Source organism: Candidatus Methanoperedens sp., from assembly GCA_027460525.1.
Taxonomy (GTDB): Archaea; Halobacteriota; Methanosarcinia; order Methanosarcinales; family Methanoperedenaceae; genus Methanoperedens.
Map to the genome: position 1 here is coordinate 43,035 of JAPZAS010000034.1, position 16,401 is coordinate 59,435.

The 16,401-nt window shown below is 43.9% G+C and carries 21 protein-coding genes and 1 tRNA gene; 14 read left to right on the top strand and 8 right to left on the bottom strand.

What is annotated here, in order from left to right; all coding sequences use genetic code 11:
• Positions 1–44: 44 nt before the first annotated feature.
• Both O8C68_12305 and O8C68_12310 read right to left on the bottom strand, forming a co-directional pair.
• Positions 45–1,202, bottom strand: coding sequence for a homocitrate synthase family protein (locus O8C68_12305; GenBank protein MCZ7396573.1), 1,158 nt, complete (start codon positions 1,200–1,202; stop codon positions 45–47).
• An 82-nt stretch (positions 1,203–1,284) separates the two neighbouring features.
• Positions 1,285–1,358, bottom strand: a tRNA-Thr gene (locus tag O8C68_12310).
• Positions 1,359–1,659: 301 nt separating this feature from the next.
• Here O8C68_12310 and O8C68_12315 point away from each other — a divergent pair.
• On the top strand, positions 1,660–1,965 hold the full coding sequence (locus tag O8C68_12315) for a DUF2551 domain-containing protein (protein ID MCZ7396574.1): 306 nt from the start codon (positions 1,660–1,662) through the stop codon (positions 1,963–1,965).
• Here the strand turns inward: O8C68_12315 and O8C68_12320 are convergent.
• Genes O8C68_12320 through O8C68_12335 form a run of 4 tightly spaced genes read right to left on the bottom strand, consistent with a single transcriptional unit; the run spans position 1,962 to position 4,676 of the window.
• Entirely contained in the window at positions 1,962–2,489 is a 528-nt protein-coding gene (locus O8C68_12320; GenBank protein ID MCZ7396575.1) for a TIGR00295 family protein, read from the bottom strand. The genes O8C68_12315 and O8C68_12320 overlap by 4 nt on opposite strands.
• Entirely contained in the window at positions 2,489–3,001 is a 513-nt protein-coding gene (locus O8C68_12325; protein MCZ7396576.1) for a transcription factor, read from the bottom strand. The genes O8C68_12320 and O8C68_12325 overlap by 1 nt, the downstream gene beginning before the upstream one ends.
• A gap of 35 nt (positions 3,002–3,036) precedes the next feature.
• Positions 3,037–4,152, bottom strand: coding sequence for an ATP-grasp domain-containing protein (locus tag O8C68_12330; protein ID MCZ7396577.1), 1,116 nt, complete (start codon positions 4,150–4,152; stop codon positions 3,037–3,039).
• Positions 4,149–4,676 (bottom strand): tRNA (cytidine(56)-2'-O)-methyltransferase, encoded by a 528-nt coding sequence (locus tag O8C68_12335; GenBank protein MCZ7396578.1) that lies wholly within the window; start codon positions 4,674–4,676, stop codon positions 4,149–4,151. The genes O8C68_12330 and O8C68_12335 overlap by 4 nt, the downstream gene beginning before the upstream one ends.
• 82 nt (positions 4,677–4,758) lie before the next feature.
• Here O8C68_12335 and cfbA point away from each other — a divergent pair, with 82 nt between their 5' ends.
• The 4 genes from cfbA to O8C68_12355 are packed head-to-tail and all read left to right on the top strand — an operon-like array spanning position 4,759 to position 7,903.
• Positions 4,759–5,160: a sirohydrochlorin nickelochelatase gene (gene cfbA / locus O8C68_12340; GenBank protein ID MCZ7396579.1), complete on the top strand. Its 402-nt coding sequence runs from the start codon at positions 4,759–4,761 to the stop codon at positions 5,158–5,160.
• A 23-nt stretch (positions 5,161–5,183) separates the two neighbouring features.
• On the top strand, positions 5,184–6,518 hold the full coding sequence (gene cfbE / locus O8C68_12345) for a coenzyme F430 synthase (GenBank protein MCZ7396580.1): 1,335 nt from the start codon (positions 5,184–5,186) through the stop codon (positions 6,516–6,518).
• Between the two features lies 1 nt (position 6,519).
• Positions 6,520–7,446, top strand: a complete 927-nt coding sequence (locus O8C68_12350; protein MCZ7396581.1) for a deoxyhypusine synthase — start codon at positions 6,520–6,522, stop codon at positions 7,444–7,446.
• 22 nt (positions 7,447–7,468) lie between these two features.
• Positions 7,469–7,903 (top strand): DUF61 family protein, encoded by a 435-nt coding sequence (locus tag O8C68_12355; GenBank protein ID MCZ7396582.1) that lies wholly within the window; start codon positions 7,469–7,471, stop codon positions 7,901–7,903.
• Between the two features lie 209 nt (positions 7,904–8,112).
• Here O8C68_12355 and ribC read toward each other — a convergent pair whose 3' ends face one another.
• A complete protein-coding gene (gene ribC / locus O8C68_12360) occupies positions 8,113–8,577 on the bottom strand; it encodes a riboflavin synthase (protein ID MCZ7396583.1) in 465 nt (154 codons plus the stop codon).
• 102 nt (positions 8,578–8,679) lie between these two features.
• Here ribC and O8C68_12365 point away from each other — a divergent pair, with 102 nt between their 5' ends.
• Positions 8,680–9,825 carry an alanine--glyoxylate aminotransferase family protein gene (locus O8C68_12365; protein ID MCZ7396584.1) on the top strand — a complete coding sequence of 382 codons (1,146 nt, stop codon included), beginning with the start codon at positions 8,680–8,682 and terminating at the stop codon, positions 9,823–9,825.
• Between the two features lie 3 nt (positions 9,826–9,828).
• Here the strand turns inward: O8C68_12365 and O8C68_12370 are convergent, their stop codons facing one another.
• The gene (locus O8C68_12370; GenBank protein ID MCZ7396585.1) at positions 9,829–10,182 is read right to left on the bottom strand and encodes a hypothetical protein; all 354 of its coding nucleotides are present in this window, start codon (positions 10,180–10,182) and stop codon (positions 9,829–9,831) included.
• Positions 10,183–10,321: 139 nt separating this feature from the next.
• Here O8C68_12370 and O8C68_12375 point away from each other — a divergent pair, with 139 nt between their 5' ends.
• From O8C68_12375 to O8C68_12410, 8 genes are all read left to right on the top strand, one after another.
• A complete protein-coding gene (locus O8C68_12375) occupies positions 10,322–10,783 on the top strand; it encodes a peroxiredoxin (GenBank protein MCZ7396586.1) in 462 nt (153 codons plus the stop codon).
• Between the two features lie 58 nt (positions 10,784–10,841).
• The gene (trxA, locus tag O8C68_12380) at positions 10,842–11,114 is read left to right on the top strand and encodes a thioredoxin (GenBank protein ID MCZ7396587.1); all 273 of its coding nucleotides are present in this window, start codon (positions 10,842–10,844) and stop codon (positions 11,112–11,114) included.
• Between the two features lie 10 nt (positions 11,115–11,124).
• Positions 11,125–12,096: an MBL fold metallo-hydrolase gene (locus tag O8C68_12385; protein ID MCZ7396588.1), complete on the top strand. Its 972-nt coding sequence runs from the start codon at positions 11,125–11,127 to the stop codon at positions 12,094–12,096.
• A 45-nt stretch (positions 12,097–12,141) separates the two neighbouring features.
• Positions 12,142–12,780, top strand: a complete 639-nt coding sequence (locus O8C68_12390) for a DUF116 domain-containing protein (GenBank protein MCZ7396589.1) — start codon at positions 12,142–12,144, stop codon at positions 12,778–12,780.
• Positions 12,781–12,850: 70 nt separating this feature from the next.
• A complete protein-coding gene (locus O8C68_12395) occupies positions 12,851–13,990 on the top strand; it encodes a TIGR04083 family peptide-modifying radical SAM enzyme (protein ID MCZ7396590.1) in 1,140 nt (379 codons plus the stop codon).
• 88 nt (positions 13,991–14,078) lie between these two features.
• The gene (locus O8C68_12400; protein MCZ7396591.1) at positions 14,079–14,786 is read left to right on the top strand and encodes a hypothetical protein; all 708 of its coding nucleotides are present in this window, start codon (positions 14,079–14,081) and stop codon (positions 14,784–14,786) included.
• Between the two features lie 38 nt (positions 14,787–14,824).
• Positions 14,825–15,544 carry a PAC2 family protein gene (locus O8C68_12405; GenBank protein ID MCZ7396592.1) on the top strand — a complete coding sequence of 240 codons (720 nt, stop codon included), beginning with the start codon at positions 14,825–14,827 and terminating at the stop codon, positions 15,542–15,544.
• A gap of 191 nt (positions 15,545–15,735) precedes the next feature.
• Positions 15,736–16,371: a VWA domain-containing protein gene (locus tag O8C68_12410; protein MCZ7396593.1), complete on the top strand. Its 636-nt coding sequence runs from the start codon at positions 15,736–15,738 to the stop codon at positions 16,369–16,371.
• Positions 16,372–16,401: the final 30 nt, after the last annotated feature.

The following is a 16,401-nucleotide window of genomic DNA, read 5'->3' on the forward strand; positions in this document are numbered from 1 at the left end:
TTAAAGTATTTAATTTTTTGCAAGAAACAGAAAAATCCCGCCCTTCACTCCAGCTCCCTTATGAACCCCTCAAGCCTCTCGCAAGAAACCTGCTTCTTCGCCTCGCTGCACTTCTTTACCTTATCCAGAAGCTCGCACATCTGCTCATGCGTGAGATTATAACCCATCTTCTGGACAACGCCCTTCAATGCCTTTGTTCCCGTATGCTTTCCTATGATTATTTCCCGTTTTGCCCCTACCATCTCAGGAGCAAATAATTCATAGGTCATGGGTTCCTCAAGCACCGCTGCCACATGTATCCCTGATTCATGCGAAAACGCATTGGCGCCTACAATGGGTTTAGTCCTGGGAATCGCAAGTCCTGAATATTGTTCAACGAGCCTTGATAATTCCATCAGCTGGCTCACATCATACCTTTCTATGCCATACTGCACCCGCAGGCTCACAAGCAGCTCCTCAAGTGCGGCATTTCCGCACCTCTCCCCGATGCCGTTGACCGTTGTATGAAGCTGAAAAGCTCCTGCCTCGGCCCCGCTTAGCGTATTTGCCACTGCCATGCCCAGATCGTTGTGGCAGTGGAGGCATACCTTTGTTTTCACGGTCTTCTTAATCTCCTTTACAAGAAAGAACGCTGTGCTTGGATTCAATACCCCCACGGTATCAGCAATGCTGACGTAATCCGCGCCGTGTTCTTCTGCAGACCTGAATATGGATTTGAGCGCATTGAGGTCGGTACGTGTGGCATCCTCGGCAGCAAACCGCACTGTAAGACCATGGTCTTTTGCATAATCAAGCACGTCGAGGGCACACGATTCAGTCTCTGCAAACGTCTTATGATACTTATATTTAAGGTGCAAATCCGATGTTGCAATAAATATGCTCACGAAATCCACATCGCAGCGAAGAGCAACATCCACATCTTTCGCAACAGAACGTGCAAGACAGCATACTCTGGCATCGAGCCCAAGATGTGCAATCTCCCGTACTGTTTCTTCTTCAGCTTTTGACACCACGGGGAATCCTGCCTCAATTATCTCAATACCGATACTGTCGAGTTTTTCTGCGATTGCGATTTTCTCTTCTTTGGTAAAAGCCACTCCCGGCGTCTGCTCCCCATCCCTCAATGTAACATCGCATATCTCTATATCCCCTGGTTTTGGATTGATGAACTGCATCAGGAAGTTTTTGGAGTAAGCTGTCATAATGATCGGATTTCTTTAACCATGTTTAATCATTACTTATATCTTTTCATTTTCTGCTGTGTTGATTGTTTAACCAAAAGAGAGCCCCGGGAGGGATTTGAACCCTCGACCTAGAGATTACAAATCTCTCGCTCTGCCAGGCTGAGCCACCGAGGCTTGGGGAAGCTCTCGCTTTTAAGGTTTGGTTTCCATTTAAAAGCTTCGGTAATTAATTATACTTTTCGCGGTATTGAAATATTTTTTTTGTGGTATAAAGAATTTGAATAATTAATCGCTCATAAAACATCCAGAAAATTTAGAGTGAACATACCTCATCAGAAATTCGCAAACCATGGCTTAATTTTCTTTAACTATAACAAGCATATAAATTATTTATAAATTTATCCATTTAAAAATTAATTGTAGAAAAGTATATATATTATAAAAAAGGATTTTTACATAAATCAGGGGTGATACGATGGAGTCGCTCAGGCTTAGAATAAAAAGGCGCCTTGAGATGTATATTGAGCTTGACATAGATGGCATCAGGAAATCCATAATCGATATATTGCTAAAATTGAAAAAGGTAACCGTAGACATGTTGTACCATGAACTCAACCGCAAATTCAAGGTTTCCTACAGTGCAGTTGCCTCAACCTTGGGATACATCCACTCAAAACTCGGGATTCTACACGCCTACAAGGAATCCTATAAAACGCCCATAGTATACTCATTAAAGGAAGAATACGTGGATATTATAAAAAGCGTTTTAAGTAAAAACTAACACATCATAGCACAAATCTCGTTGTTTAATTCGATAATCCGCCTGATTATCTTTTCATCAAGCTGTTTTTTTCTTAAACTCAAAACCAGTTCATCCAGTGTGCCGACTTTCGAACCGGAAACAAGATTGTCTGCGTGTGCAACTATTTTCTCTTCAAGCGTGATTGGCAGGTAATCCTTTATCGGAAGCCCGAGAAGCTCCGCATCTTCCTTGGTAATCCCTGCCCCAATATGCCTTTCTATAATATTTACAAGTTTATCGCTCAAGCCGTTTTCAATTGCTATCTTTCTACCAACAACCGCATGGTCTATTCCATGAGTCCTTGACCTGCCTATATCATGGAGCAAGCCCCCCAGAAAAACAGCCTCAATATCGATATTTATCGATTGTCTTTTCTTTTCAGCACATTTTTTGATATTGCTTGCTATTTTCCTGGCATATTCCGCCACGGTTTTACAGTGCTCAATTATATCAGGGGAGCATCCGCATTTAACGAGCAGAGCTACTGCATCTTTTTCATTCATCAAACTAAAGCGCTTGATGTCATTTCTTCAAGTTCCAAAATTCTTTGTTTCAGGGCGTTTATCGTTGAGGCATTTTCCTCGTATCTTAATTCCCCGCCGCAAATTGGACATATAAATTCCAATTCAGCCGCCTGTTCAAAAAGAAAACGTCCATCCTGCTTTTCGCATATATAGAATACCTTGTCTTGCTCAAATTCAAGCTTGGTCTTGAGATTTCTCAAAAGTTTTTTCGCTTCAAGCTCAAGCTGGCTGTTTAAATTGTCAATGTCGAGTTTCCATAAATATGTCAGCCAGCCGCTATCTGTATCTCTTTCCCTGCGGTATACTGCAAGCCTGTTCTCATATAATATAAACAGCGTTCTTCGAACAATATTCAGCAAAACTCCCGTTGCCTCTGCGATCTTTTCATCCGTAACCTCGTCTTTGGGCATATTCTTTACAACTTTAAAACCTTCTTCCCCTACAAGGTTTATTAGATAGCCTTTAATAACAGGGTCATTTAAATCAACCAGAAATATCACCGTACCTTTCTTGTTTTTATAAGACATTAAGCTTCCGTAATATTTTTGATATAACGCGAATTCTTCCCTACCTTTTCTAAAACCAATGAGCGGGTTTTAGCAGTTGCGAGCACTGTCGTTATGGGTTCGTCGGGATGTATTACCGACCCTTGTTGTGGAATGTCGGCTGCTCTCCCCATATTCATGCATCCTGTGAGAGCATCCGAGATTTTTTTGTCTATCACGACTTTCTTATTTGTATATACAATGGTCTTTGCAGCAAAACATGATGGTTCTTTCAATATTGGAAGTTCCCCGGCAAAGGATTTTATGTGCGCATCGAAAATGTTTATTCCTGTTGAGAGCTCCACAGTATCCATACTTCCCTGGAAACGCGGATTGACCTCGATAACCGTGATGCCTTTATCAGTCAAAATGAAATCCACCCCGTTTGAACCCAGAAGCCCAAATTCAAGAGTAATTTGCCTTGCATGGCGTATCATTTCATCATGGTACTTTGTATCAAAGGGCGTGATATTGCCGCAGTAAGCAAACGGTAATCTGGTAAGCCATGGAACCCCTATCAGCTGCTCGTTTATTGCAACCACAACTGCATCATCTCCATTGCTTATTATAGATGCGCTGCAGGGAATACCTTCCAGAAATTCCTGGGCTATGAACTCACCAGCATCGCTTCTTTCTTTAAACAGAGTTAGTTCCTCCCCGTTTCTTATGATCATGTTACGCATACCCCCAGAGCCAAACTTCGGTTTTATCAAAAGCGGGAACCCTAAGCCTTCTGCCCTGCCTATTGATTCTGTTTCAGGGTGAGGGATGCCCATTGATTTTAATTTTTTCGGGAGCTTTGACTTATCGCTCACCTTTTCCACAACCTCTGCCGGGTTATTAAAAACATTTTCAAATTTTAAATTCTCAAAGCCCGGTCCGAGAATTACGATATCAACCTCGCCAAATGATTCCGCCTGTTCATGCAGTTTACCCTCTTGACTGCTTTCAATAAGAAAAGCCTTGTCGGCGCATCTTCGCATGTCCACATCCCCAAAACGGTCAAGGGCATAAACCGAGTACCCTGCTTTTTTCGCAGAGCTTACAACACTTCGCACGTTGTTGGCTATAACCAGGACTTTCCTTGGGTTTTTCATCTCCCCTTCACCTCTTTTCCTGCCCTTTTGGGAACGATCTTGAGCTCACCGCCTGTGAATTGCGTTTTCAAAGCATCCTTGCCGCATGCCGCCGCAAGCCTGTCAAGCGCAATTGCAAGTGCACCAACCTCGGAGTGCGGCTGGTTGCCTATTGCTACGTTCCAGTCCGCAAGCCCGTAGAGCTCAGGCGGAACCTTTTCAGCCCCCACGACAATCATAAGCTTGTCGGCTGCTATTTCATGTACCACATCCGGAAGATTGATGCCGTACATGGTGAGATGCAGCACTTTTCCTCCAGCTTCCTTCCATTTCTTAATCTCGCTTTTCCAGCCTGCGATATTTTTGACATAGAATGAACCGCCCCATGCCGATGATGCCTCTTCCAGACTTTTCGCGATGCCCCTGTCTTCAGAATCAAGGAGCATACCCTCGGCACCAAGAGCACGCGCCGTGAGGGCAACATGGGTGGTTATTCTCTGGTCTCTCTGGATGCGGTGACCGAGACGGAGTATTATTATTCGCATATGTTAACGTCTAATCAAAAGTGTTATAAGAGGTAACCTCTATAAAAACTCATTCAATTATCACTATTATACGAGGATTTTCATGAATGAAAAAATTGGAATTCTGGCGCTCGGGCATGGAAGCAAACATCCGCATAATAAAGAAGTGGTTACTGGAGTTGCTGAGCTGATTGCTAAAAAATACAAGAACGTGGTGGTTAGAACAGGTTTTATGAACATGAATAATCCCACGATGAAGGAAGGTCTTGATGACTTCAAGGGCACCGGCGTGACCACAATCGTAGCTGTCCCTATTTTCCTGGCGCACGGCGTTCATACAATGGAAGATATACCCCAGATCCTGGGTGTAAGCAGGCAATCCAGGAAAACCACAATAAAACTCGACGGCAAGGATGTAGCACTTGTTTATTCGGAGCCTCTCGGAGTCGATGAACTAATTGCCGAACTGGCATTCAAGAGGGCTAAAGAAGCTCTCTCAAAATAATGTATTTTAATATATCATCCCGGGTGGCAGTACTTGATTTAACACACGGCGGCAGGGTAATAGCACAAAAACTTAAGAAAATCGTAAGCGAAGTAGTTGGGATAGATGTATATAAGACCCAGAGTGCTGAAGATTTAGATGGTCTGGAAAGCGAAGGCATCAGGACTTCCCAGGATGCCCTGAAAGCAGTGGATTTTGATGTTATTATCGCGCCTGTACATCTTGATAGCAACTATCCCATGCTTGTGGACGCTGTTAAAAGCAACATCCCTGTTTTATCGCACCATGCAGCCGTAGGGGAAATTTTATCTGAGTACAACCTCAAAGATAAAACCCTGATTGAGATAACAGGCACGAAGGCAAAAACAAGCACTTCTATTCTACTGGCAGAGATTTTATCAAAGGAAAAAAAAGTCATCACGCACACAAGCAGAGGTGTTGAAAACTGGAGTACTGGAACAGTAATCAAAAAAGGATTGAGCATAACCCCTGCCAGCATCCTTTCTGCACTGGATTCCATTACTGAGGCGGGAATTGAATTTGACGTATTAATATCTGAAATCTCACTCGGTGGAACAGGGGCTGCCGACATCGGTGTGATAACCACAATAGCCAATGACTATAAAATTGCGAACAACACAAAGCTTGCAAGCGATGCCAAGCGCCAGATGATACTCAATGCAAAACCCAAAAGTACACTTGTGATAAACAATGATGCCTTGAGGTTTTTCGGTGCCTGCAGAAGGGATTTGGAAATTATTTCATTCACAGAGTCTGTCGATGCCTCTTGCAATGTCTATTATGAGGATACTAACACGATAGCATTTTTCCTTGGCAAAAAGCAGGGCAGGATACATATCCCTGAATCACACGGTTATGACATAAGCGCGTATAAAACTGCGTTTGTGTGCGCAACAGCGGCGGCTCTCGCAATGGATGTGGATGCTGATACTATCGAAAGCGCGCTCCTGGGATTTAGCGGCGCTGTGGGGCGCATGATAAAAACATTCCTTTCAGGAAGAACGCTGATAGATAACTCAAACTCGGGACTGGATATCCAGAATGCCAAGAAGGCACTGCTGTTTGCACAGGCACAGGCAGGACGAATCGTCATGGTGCTCGGGGAAGAGGCAAGAGAGGTATGCGAAGGGCTTGACCCCTCAGGTGTTGTCCAGTTTATTCACAAGCATCTGAACGAACTCGGTGCTCTCGTACTTGTAGGTGAGAGGATGAAGCCCCTTGTTAATACTGAAAATAATATTTACTATGCAGACGATCTATCCAGCGGGATTGAACTTGCAAAAAAACTGACGCAAGAAAAGGATACTATTTTATCCTGTGTAAAATGTTTTAGATAATATGGAATTGCAAAGACCTATCAGGCATGCGAAGATAACACAGGACATGACCGTAAGACAGCTTGCGGATTCTTTTTCAGGTTGTGCTTTCGGGGCAGGACGGCTTTCCGAAGCCATCGAGATATACAGGGAAATGGTGAACGATAAGGAGTGTACCAAGTTCTTTGGCTTAGCCGGAGCTATGGTGCCTGCAGGCATGAGGCAGATCGTAAGCGACCTGATACGGGAAAGGGAGATTGATATTCTTGTTACCACAGGCGCCAACCTTGTTCATGACATAATCGAGTCCATGGGGCTTCGCCATTACAAAGGAACTCATGCCGTGGATGACATCCAGTTAAAACATGAAGCTGTTAACCGAATCTATGATGTGTTCCTGCCTGAGCAGCATTTCTCCGAGTTTGAGGATAAGATGCAGTCCATTTTCAGGGAACTTCCTGATAGGCTGTCGATAACGGAGCTTCTCTCACACATAGGCGCGAAGCTTGATGACGACAACTCGATATTGAAAAGCGCGTATGATATGCATATACCTGTGTACTGCCCTGCGCTCCAGGACTCCATAATCGGTCTGCAGGCATGGTTATACAAACAGACTAAGCCGCTCAATGTAGATGTGTTTGATGATATGCGTGGATTGATTGACCGCTGCTACGAGGCAAAACATGCTGGCGCGATGATAGTGGGCGGCGGGGTGCCCAAGAACTTTATCCTCCAGTCCATGCTTGTTACTCCAAGGTCGTTTGATTATGCCATACAGCTTACCATGGACAGACCCGAAACAGGAGGGCTTTCCGGCGCCACGCTCGATGAGGCGCGCTCGTGGGGTAAGGTCGGGGAGAATGCGAGGGCTGTGACCGTGTATTCCGATGCGACAATCACGCTGCCGATAATTGTGGCTGCGGGGAAGAGAACCGCAGATATTTAACAATTGAAAGACTCAAAAATCCATGCTAAGAGAAGACGATTTCGAGAAAAAGATCTCGTTAAGATTTTTGCAGACGCTGAACAGGCACCTCCCTAAAAAAAGGAGAACACTTAAAGAGCTTCTTCTGGAAGACATACCTGACATAAAAAACCTGGATGGCTCAACTCATTCGTTCGATAAAAAGGAGCTTGAAAAACTGGCATCCATAGTACCGGAATGGGAGCACGATAAGCTTCGGCTTCCAATCTATCTTGAAATGAGTTCCTCGATGGAAAGGGGCACGATTAAGATTTCAGGAAGGCTTGAATGCAGGATAATAAATAGAGTTTTACACGAAGATGAAAAGCCAGAAAAAAGAAGCCTGGAAGAACAGGACTCTATGACTATATACTATCCCCATCTTCCAAAGATTAGAAAAGAGCTTTCCACGACAACGCAGTATATGTTTACGATGTAAAAAACGGGCTGCCGACTCGGCATTATTGAAGACCCTGTTCATTGTGGAAATCACAGTGGAAATTATCCGTAAATTTTAAATACAATGATGTATCTATTGGCGCTTACGATGGGCAGGAAAATCTATTTTTAAATACACTAACCCCCACTCCCCAACCTGTCCATCGTAACTATTACAATGTTACTAAATACAATTTTAGTTTGGTTCGATTATTGCCTTATAGCCCCGACATCAGCAAAACCTTGCCTCTGTCCTGTGCCAGCCTCGCGCTGCAATTGTTCCTGACGAAATAAGAGCTTGAGCACGTTCTGCGCATGCTCACGGGTGCGTTTTTCCGCAAGCAAGGCTAGCTCGCTCTCATTTTTTGCCTCGTCCTCGTACACAAAGACCTCGATGATATGCGTGTTGGTCATGAGCTGCGCCTGGATTATGCCCTGCGAGGCTTCGTGAGCGCACATCTTATCTATGGGCTGCGAACCCGGCATGCCGAGAGCAATCACGATATCGCATCCCTTTTCCTCGATTAATATTTTACATGCCACAGGGAGGTCTTTCACTCCCGGAACCGTGTATCGTTCTATTTGCAGCGAAGCGCCTTTCTTTAGCTCGTGGATTGCAATTTTCCCCATGTTAATGCGTGAGAATGTGGTATCTGCGATTCCGACTTTATGCATGTTTTACATAAAAAGCTTTTAACGTATATTATGATTTCTTAACTTGGCAAAAAATATACATGCAAGTTAGTTGTATTAGGCAAAAATATCTGGAGAACAATTATGAACCTTGAAAATACTTTGCTTATGATACCAGGACCTGTACCCGTTGCACCTCGAATACTCCGTGCCATGTCAAAACCCATAATCGGACACCGCGGTAAGGAATTCGGTGACATGTATAACGAATGCAGATCAATCCTGCAGGAGCTTTTTGCAACAAAGAACGAGATGTACATCATAAGCGGTTCAGGCAGCTGCGCCATGGAGGCTGCTGTTGGGAACGTGATAGGGGAAAAAGATACACTTGTGACAATAGAGAACGGCAAGTTCGGGGAGCGGTTTCGAGAAATAGGCGAGCGCTACGGCAATGTAAAACCTGTAAAATTCGACTGGACTGAAGGCGAATCCATCGAACTGGATAAAGTGGAGAGTGCACTGGCAGAAGGGGCAAAAGCTGTAACATTGGTGCATAACGACACATCGGTGGGCATCAAGAACCCTGCAAAAGAGGTAGGAGAACTTGCGAAAAAATACGGCACACTGTTTATAATGGACGGCGTAACCACCATCGGGGGCGACGAGGTGCTGGTGGATAAGTGGGGCGTGGATATCGCTGTTGTGGGCTCGCAGAAGTGCATCGGCGCTCCCCCTGGATTATCCGCGATCTCGGTGAGCAGGAAAGCATGGGAATCCATGGTTGAGAAGCCGCCTTATTATATGGATTTGAAAGCATACAGGAAATCAGCGGGCAAAGAGACAGCACAGACACCCTACACGCCCGCCATTCCCTTGTTTTTTGCGCTGCACGAGGCGTTGAAGATTGTAAAAGAAGAAGGACTTCCGGCGCGCATCAAAAGACATGCCAGTTATGCAGAAGCCCTGCGCGCTGCTGCGGATGCCATGGCGGTTGAGATGTTCCCGAAGTTGAATAAATACAGCAGGTATTCAAACACGGTCACAGCCATGAAAATACCCACGGGTATAGATGATAAGAAACTGCGCGGCGGGATAAAGGAACTTGGAATTCAGATTTCAGGCGGGCAGGGACCCCTTGAAGGCAAGATATTCAGGATAGGGAGCATGGGCAACATAAGTAAACTGGATATTTTGAGCACGGTCCAGGCTGTGGAGATAGTGCTTCACAGGAACGACGTGGTCAGGAAAATGGGACCTGGTGTCGAGGCTGCCAGCAATATATTAAAATAAAAATTACTGTTGGGGTTTGCGCTCAACAGCTTTGATATCTTCCAGCACTTTGGTAATCAGTTTTTTAGCGCTCTCAAGATGCGCCGTTCCGCTTCCTGCAAGCTGGGTAAAGTTATCCTGGATAACAACTTCGTTCTCCTGGATCAGATGAATATAGTAAACAAGTACGCTCCAGTAAACAGCACCCCCTATGAAAACTGCCGCTCCTATAACAGCAAGCTGGTTATAAATCAAATAAGTTGACATACCACGAGGGAGCAGTGTTTGAATAGCAGTCCAGAAGTTGTAAATTATTATTAAACCAAAGATTATCGGCACAATCCATATTATCAAAAGATTATTTTTACTTAGTCTCATCTGTCCACCGACATATACTATGCAAATTCAGTATATAAATCTGTCTCTTGCGCTCACAAAAACTTTAATATAGGGAAAATGCAAATATTATTACATCGGAGGACGGGGGTTTAAACAAAAATCACGAGGTGTATAAATTATGAGCGTTAAAACAGGAGATAAGGCAAAGGATTTTACTTTAAGCGACCAGGACGGAAAAGATATCACCTTATCCGGCTTCAGAGGCAAACGTGTGCTGCTGTCCTTTCATCCTCTCGCATGGACAGGTGTGTGTGCAGAGCAGATGAAGTCGCTGGAGAAGAATCGAAACAGGTTTGAGAAACTGAACACCATTGCTCTTGGTATTAGCGTGGACACAGTACCATCAAAAAAAGCATGGGCAAAGGAGCTGGGCATCAAGAATACTAGGCTGCTTTCCGATTTCTGGCCGCATGGCGAGGTCGCAGCTCTGTACGGCATATTCAGGGAAAAAGAAGGTTTTTCTGAAAGGGCGAATATAATTATAGATGAAAAACAGCAGGTGGTATTTGCGAAGGTTTACCCGATTGCCCAGCTTCCCGATATAGAAGAAATAATAAAGGTTCTTGAGGGTTTGAAATAGCTAAAAGGCAACTATTTTAAACCATAACGCTATAATGCCTGCAAAAGGAGGAAAATAAATGAGTAAAATTGTTCTGATGGATTTTTTTGCAGAATGGTGCGGTCCATGCAAGATGCAGGACCCGATTCTCGAGGAGCTGAAGAAGAAATTCGCGGATAAAGTAGAATTTAAGAAAGTGGACGTTGATACCAACAACGAGCTTGCTGCCAAATATACTGTACATGCCGTACCCACGCTGATTCTTGAAAAAGACGGCGCATTGTTCAAGCGGTACGTGGGCGTGACCCGGGCAAACGTGCTGGAAGCGGATATAAACACAGCTTTGATGTAAAGTGGTTCTATTGAAACCTTTATTTGACCTCGGCGTGCTCCCCATAAGACACCGCTCTGGAAGGGGATTCAAGCCCCATGTCTCCCTGGTTTTTAACGCAGAGAGAAGGTTAACTTTTGCAATAGATACAACAAACTCTTTTTCTCCCGATGCCTACCTGATTACCCATGCCCATTCAGACCATCATGGAAAATCCGCCATGCTTTCTGAAAAAGCGGTATGCTCGCAAGAAACCGCAAAAGCCCTTGAAATCCTCTACGGGAAGAAATACGCAGGCAGGACTTTTAAAATCGGGGAGACTGTTCAAATTTCCGGGGTTGAGGTAAGAACATATCCCACCCACCACACCATAGGGTCATGTGCTTTTTACTGGGAAAATGACGTTGGGACAAGGATTCTGGTCACCGGTGATGTCAAGGATGCAAAGGACATGCCGAAATGCGATCTCATGGTTACGGAAGCAAACTACGGAGACCCCGATGACCCGAAATGTCATTTCAAGGACGATATCAATGCTTTTAAAGAGGCTGTGGAAACTTCGGATGATCTAGCGTTCGGGGCATATGCATTCGGGAAAGCCCAGCGCGCCGTGAGGCTGCTCCGGGAATCCGGCTATTCTGGAGATATCGGAATGGAGCCTGTATCGCGAGCGCTCACTGAAGGATTGATGGAGAACACAGGCGCACTTACCGACCTTGAGAGCAACTGCGGGGTTCGTATCACCACGCCAGGCGGAATAATGAAAATCCATGCAGCAAGGAAGTTCATTCTCACCGGGATGCGTTACAATTTCCCAACCATCAATATCAGCGACCACATGGATGTGAACGGTCTTATCGGCATGGTGCAGCACTGCGCTCCTTCGGCTGTAATCACATATCATCCGGGCGGTGTTCGCCCGCTCAAGCTCGCTGCGTACCTGAATAAAGCCGGGATTTATGCGAAGGCGCTTGAGGAGATAAATACGGTGCTTGATATCTAAACTTTAGATAACCTTATGCTCCAAAAAAATATTCATACTGCATAGATGTTTGAAATACAGCCTTTATTCACAATAATAGGTCAGGCAGTAGTATACCTTGTAATATTTTTATTCATAATCGCGGTAACGGTTTCACTGCTGATAGCGTATTCCTTTAAAACCGAAAGATTTATTTTCCCGAATTTCATGCTGTTCTCGATTACTCTGCTTGAGAACCTGGTCAAAGCATTATTCCGTCTTGTCAGGATGGATGATTCCATCGTGGATGATGTGGGCATATCGCTAAAGAACAAGATTTCCCTCAGGAAATTCAGGGAAACCCCAGTAAACAAGCGCATGATATTTTTCCCGCAATGCTTGAGAGCATCCACCTGCCAGTCCAACCTGAGCCAGGAAGGTATGCAGTGCACCAATTGCGGCTGCGATGTCGGAAATGCCAAGAAAAGCGCCGAGGCTATGGGTTATAAGGTATTTATCGTGCCAGGTTCCAGTTTTATAAAAAGACTGGTGCGGAAGCATAAGCCTTCGGCAATATTGGGCGTGGGTTGCATGACAGAAGTGAAGGCAGGGCTTGAAATGTGTGAGAAATTAAACCTTTACGGTGTTGGACTTGTGCTGGAGAAGGCGGGGTGTGTTTCCACGGTGCTTGACTGGGATAAATTCTATGAGTTTATAGAGGAGTAATTAAAAGTACGGGAAAACTATTAATAGTTTGAAGAAAGTTCAAAAATGGTTTCTTATGGCTTTTCACGTGATGCTGATCCCCACTCTGGGCTGTCCTTCCAAATGCAGTTATTGCTGGAGTTCAGAGGAAGGTTCCCCGGTAATGAGCATTGAGACCATCAAAGAAGTTGTTAATTGGCTCAAGACTTTCCGGAATGAACCTGTCACCTTTACTTTCCATGGCGGTGAGCCGCTCCTGGCAGGCGCGGATTTTTACAGGCAAGCGCTACCTCTACTGGTTGAGGGTCTAAGTCATCTGAAACCGGCTCTTGCTCTGCAGACTAATCTCTGGAAAATGACCCCGGAACTTGCCAAGATTCTGGCTAAGTATAATATCCCCATCGGTTCCAGTCTGGATGGTCCAAAGGAACTTACTGACCTGCAGAGAGGAAAAGGATACTACGATAAGACCATGCGGGGCTATGAAATCGCTAAAGCTTCCGGTCTCAAGGTGAGCTTCATCTGCACCTTCACCTCCTACTCTATAAAGTTCAAAGAGGAAATTTTCAATTTTTTCCTGGAGAACGGTTTAAATCTTAAATTACACCCTGCACTGCCATCAATACGTTCCGAAAATCCCGGGAAATGGGCGCTTTCTCCGGAAGAGTATGGTGAATTGTTGATCTATCTTCTGGATAAATATCTGGAAAACATGGGCAATATCGAGATCATGAACATCGATCAACTGTGCAAATGCGTGTTCACAAGTCGGGGCACAGTCTGCACATTCGTGGATTGCATGGGGGATACCTTCGCGGTGGGACCTGACGGGAGCATATATCCCTGCTATCGCTTTGTGGGCTTGCCGAAATATGTCATGGGTAATGTTCATGACCATCCGGGAAGGGAAGAGCTTGCCAATTCTCATGCATGGAAGCTTATGTTCCAGTTCAAGGAATATGTGGACCAAAATTGCGGGGAATGTAAATATATCAAGTTCTGCCGGGGCGGATGCCCCTATAATGCCATGGCGCCTACAGATTGTGAAATAAAGGGCGTTGATCCCCACTGTACTGCCTACAAGAGGATATTCAAGGAAATAACCGAGCGGTGGGAGAAAGAGTTTTTAGGAGGCTCTGATATGGGGATGTTTGGTTTTCCATCAGGAACCAAGAATGGCAAGCCCGGGATAATGTCCTTGATGATGAAGCGCCTCTCTGCCCTGGATTAGGGGGTTGATTAAGCAAGTAAATGGTCAGGTTAATTTTACATTGAAGTATTTATAGACGTTTTATTAATATCAAAATAGCAAAGGATCTATGCCCTCGATAATCCGCATCGCCCCACGATACGACATGCTGTTCAATAACGGTGAATTCAACGGAACACTTCTCATAGGACCTGACCCGCTGGGCGCCAATTTTGATTATAAAGTATTCCTTGAGGCAAGGAGAAAATTGAGACTGATCGGTCTTAAGATGACCGACAGCAAAAGAGGACTTGAAGAATACCAGAAAACATTCAGTTTTAATGATAAGAGTATAAAAGCACGGATACAGCTTGTCCTCGGACGAAATTATCGCGGCAACCTCCAGGAATTATGGCGCGAAACTCTTGCGCAAGAAGACCTCATATATTTGAAAACCCATGCAGGATATGGCAGGCATCTCAGCCTGAGCGACGATGTCAGTTATTTTACTGATACTATGAAGAAGGGATCTGATCACCCGCGAAGAAAACCATACCAGTTGTTCTATCTTGATTGCTGCAAGAGTGAGATGTATTATAAGGAGGTATTGCATGACTATGTGGGTGATAGCATAGATCTAATCCTCCATAAATGGTTCTGTGATTACAAGATAATAGGGCCGGTGATAGTGCTTATCGATGAACTGATGAAAGGATCGGACTTTGAAACCATTGTTTCGAAAATGAACGATGAATATGGCATCCCGCATTTTGACGTGGAAGATAAACCTGAAGATATGAGATTGGATAGAAAGATGGTCACATATTCCATAGCATAGGAAAAGATATGGATTTAAGATTCTTAAAAAAACCAGAAATGGCAAACCCCCGCATGTTAGTGGGTCTTCCAGGTATGGGCATGGTTGCCAAGAGTACTATTAACTATTTTATGGAATTCCTGAAGCCGGAATTGTTTGCGGATATTCCAATGCCTTATCTTTCACCTTCCATGGCGTTGTTTGAAAAAGGTCTGGTAGTACCATTAGACAGGGAAATAAGCCCTTTTAGGTTCTACTACTCGGCGAAAGAAAATATCATATTGTTCTTGGGTGATATCCAGTTTGGCTATATCACAAAGGATAATGAGCTCGCTGAGAAAATAGTTGAAGCGGCGAAGCTTTGCGGAGTTGATATTATTTATACAGTAATTGCAACACAGGTACAGAGATATGTCGAAGAGCCGCAAGTTCTTGGGGTTGCAACCTCGCTCGAACTTCTGCGATTTTTAGAGAGAAGCGGTGTGAAGATAGCAGATGGCAGCCTTAAAATAAGCGGAGTCAATGGCCTTGTAATCGAATATGCATCGCGAAAAGGAATAAAAGGAATAGCCCTCCTCAGTGAGACTGCCTTTCCTGAGGCACTGGATATAAAAGCATGTCATGCCGGAATAAAAAAAGTTTCCGAGCTTCTTGCTATTGACATCGATTTGAGCAGAATTGAAATTGAAACTAAAAAATTCGATGAAGGTTTTAAGAAGTATTTGAAAGATATGCAGGAAAAGAAGAGAAAAGAAGAGGATCTGGGGTATATAGGCTAAAAGTAACGTCGTGTTGATTTGATTTTAACTGAAAACTTTAATCCCTAACTCCTTGAAAACATTTTGAAGATGGGGGGATTGTGGAAAAGTTATTAAAGTTGGAAGCTATTGTTACCATCGTTAAACACCAGGTAATATCATTACATTAAATAATAAATAAGTATTTATTGTGATGATATAGATAGTGCCTTATGGATAATGCCTCAAACCAATGTATCGAAATATTCAAGCGAAATAAAAGTACCATTATTGTATCTGATAATAGTGTGGAAATTCAAAGAGGAGGCAAATCCGTTAACTCTGATAGCCTGATCAATGGATACGTCTATCTGGTAATTGACTGTTCAGGAAGCATGGCTGGCGAAAAAATTGAGCAGGCCAAAAGAGGAGCAATTGACTTCTCAAAAAGTGCTCAAAACAAAGGATACTCAAGTGGATTGATAACCTTTGCTGATCATGCCAAATATCATATAGAACCGCAACGTGATTATAAAGCATTAATACCTATAATTAATAATATTTCAATTGATGGTAGCACTAATATGACTGCAGGTATCCGGTTAGCTATAGATAAACTCAGAGGGACACAAGGATTTAGAGTTATGGTTATTGTTACTGATGGCATACCTAATAATGCAAGAGAAACATTATCCATAGCACAAGAAGCTAAGAATCAAGGAATTGATATTATCGCCATTGGGACAGATGATGCCGACCAAAAATTCCTAAAGGAATTAGCTTCGAGAAAAGATTTAGGCATTAAAGTGACTAAAGAACATTTCGAAACCGGTATATCCTCTGCAGCACTTATGCTGCCTGGCAAATAAAATGAACACGTTGAATAAAAGATAACAACA

Coding starts and splice junctions, on each gene's coding strand:
- O8C68_12350 (MCZ7396581.1), top strand. CDS start 6,520: ATGGAATTGCAAAGACCTATCAGGCATGCGAAGATAACACAGGACATG.
- O8C68_12375 (MCZ7396586.1), top strand. CDS start 10,322: ATGAGCGTTAAAACAGGAGATAAGGCAAAGGATTTTACTTTAAGCGAC.
- O8C68_12370 (MCZ7396585.1), bottom strand. CDS start 10,182: ATGAGACTAAGTAAAAATAATCTTTTGATAATATGGATTGTGCCGATA.
- ribC (MCZ7396583.1), bottom strand. CDS start 8,577: ATGCATAAAGTCGGAATCGCAGATACCACATTCTCACGCATTAACATG.
- cfbA (MCZ7396579.1), top strand. CDS start 4,759: ATGAATGAAAAAATTGGAATTCTGGCGCTCGGGCATGGAAGCAAACAT.
- O8C68_12400 (MCZ7396591.1), top strand. CDS start 14,079: ATGCCCTCGATAATCCGCATCGCCCCACGATACGACATGCTGTTCAAT.
- O8C68_12305 (MCZ7396573.1), bottom strand. CDS start 1,202: ATGACAGCTTACTCCAAAAACTTCCTGATGCAGTTCATCAATCCAAAA.
- O8C68_12410 (MCZ7396593.1), top strand. CDS start 15,736: ATGGATAATGCCTCAAACCAATGTATCGAAATATTCAAGCGAAATAAA.
- O8C68_12330 (MCZ7396577.1), bottom strand. CDS start 4,152: ATGAAAAACCCAAGGAAAGTCCTGGTTATAGCCAACAACGTGCGAAGT.
- trxA (MCZ7396587.1), top strand. CDS start 10,842: ATGAGTAAAATTGTTCTGATGGATTTTTTTGCAGAATGGTGCGGTCCA.
- O8C68_12320 (MCZ7396575.1), bottom strand. CDS start 2,489: ATGAATGAAAAAGATGCAGTAGCTCTGCTCGTTAAATGCGGATGCTCC.
- O8C68_12335 (MCZ7396578.1), bottom strand. CDS start 4,676: ATGCGAATAATAATACTCCGTCTCGGTCACCGCATCCAGAGAGACCAG.
- O8C68_12315 (MCZ7396574.1), top strand. CDS start 1,660: ATGGAGTCGCTCAGGCTTAGAATAAAAAGGCGCCTTGAGATGTATATT.
- O8C68_12355 (MCZ7396582.1), top strand. CDS start 7,469: ATGCTAAGAGAAGACGATTTCGAGAAAAAGATCTCGTTAAGATTTTTG.
- O8C68_12395 (MCZ7396590.1), top strand. CDS start 12,851: ATGCTGATCCCCACTCTGGGCTGTCCTTCCAAATGCAGTTATTGCTGG.
- O8C68_12405 (MCZ7396592.1), top strand. CDS start 14,825: ATGGCAAACCCCCGCATGTTAGTGGGTCTTCCAGGTATGGGCATGGTT.
- O8C68_12390 (MCZ7396589.1), top strand. CDS start 12,142: ATGTTTGAAATACAGCCTTTATTCACAATAATAGGTCAGGCAGTAGTA.
- O8C68_12365 (MCZ7396584.1), top strand. CDS start 8,680: ATGAACCTTGAAAATACTTTGCTTATGATACCAGGACCTGTACCCGTT.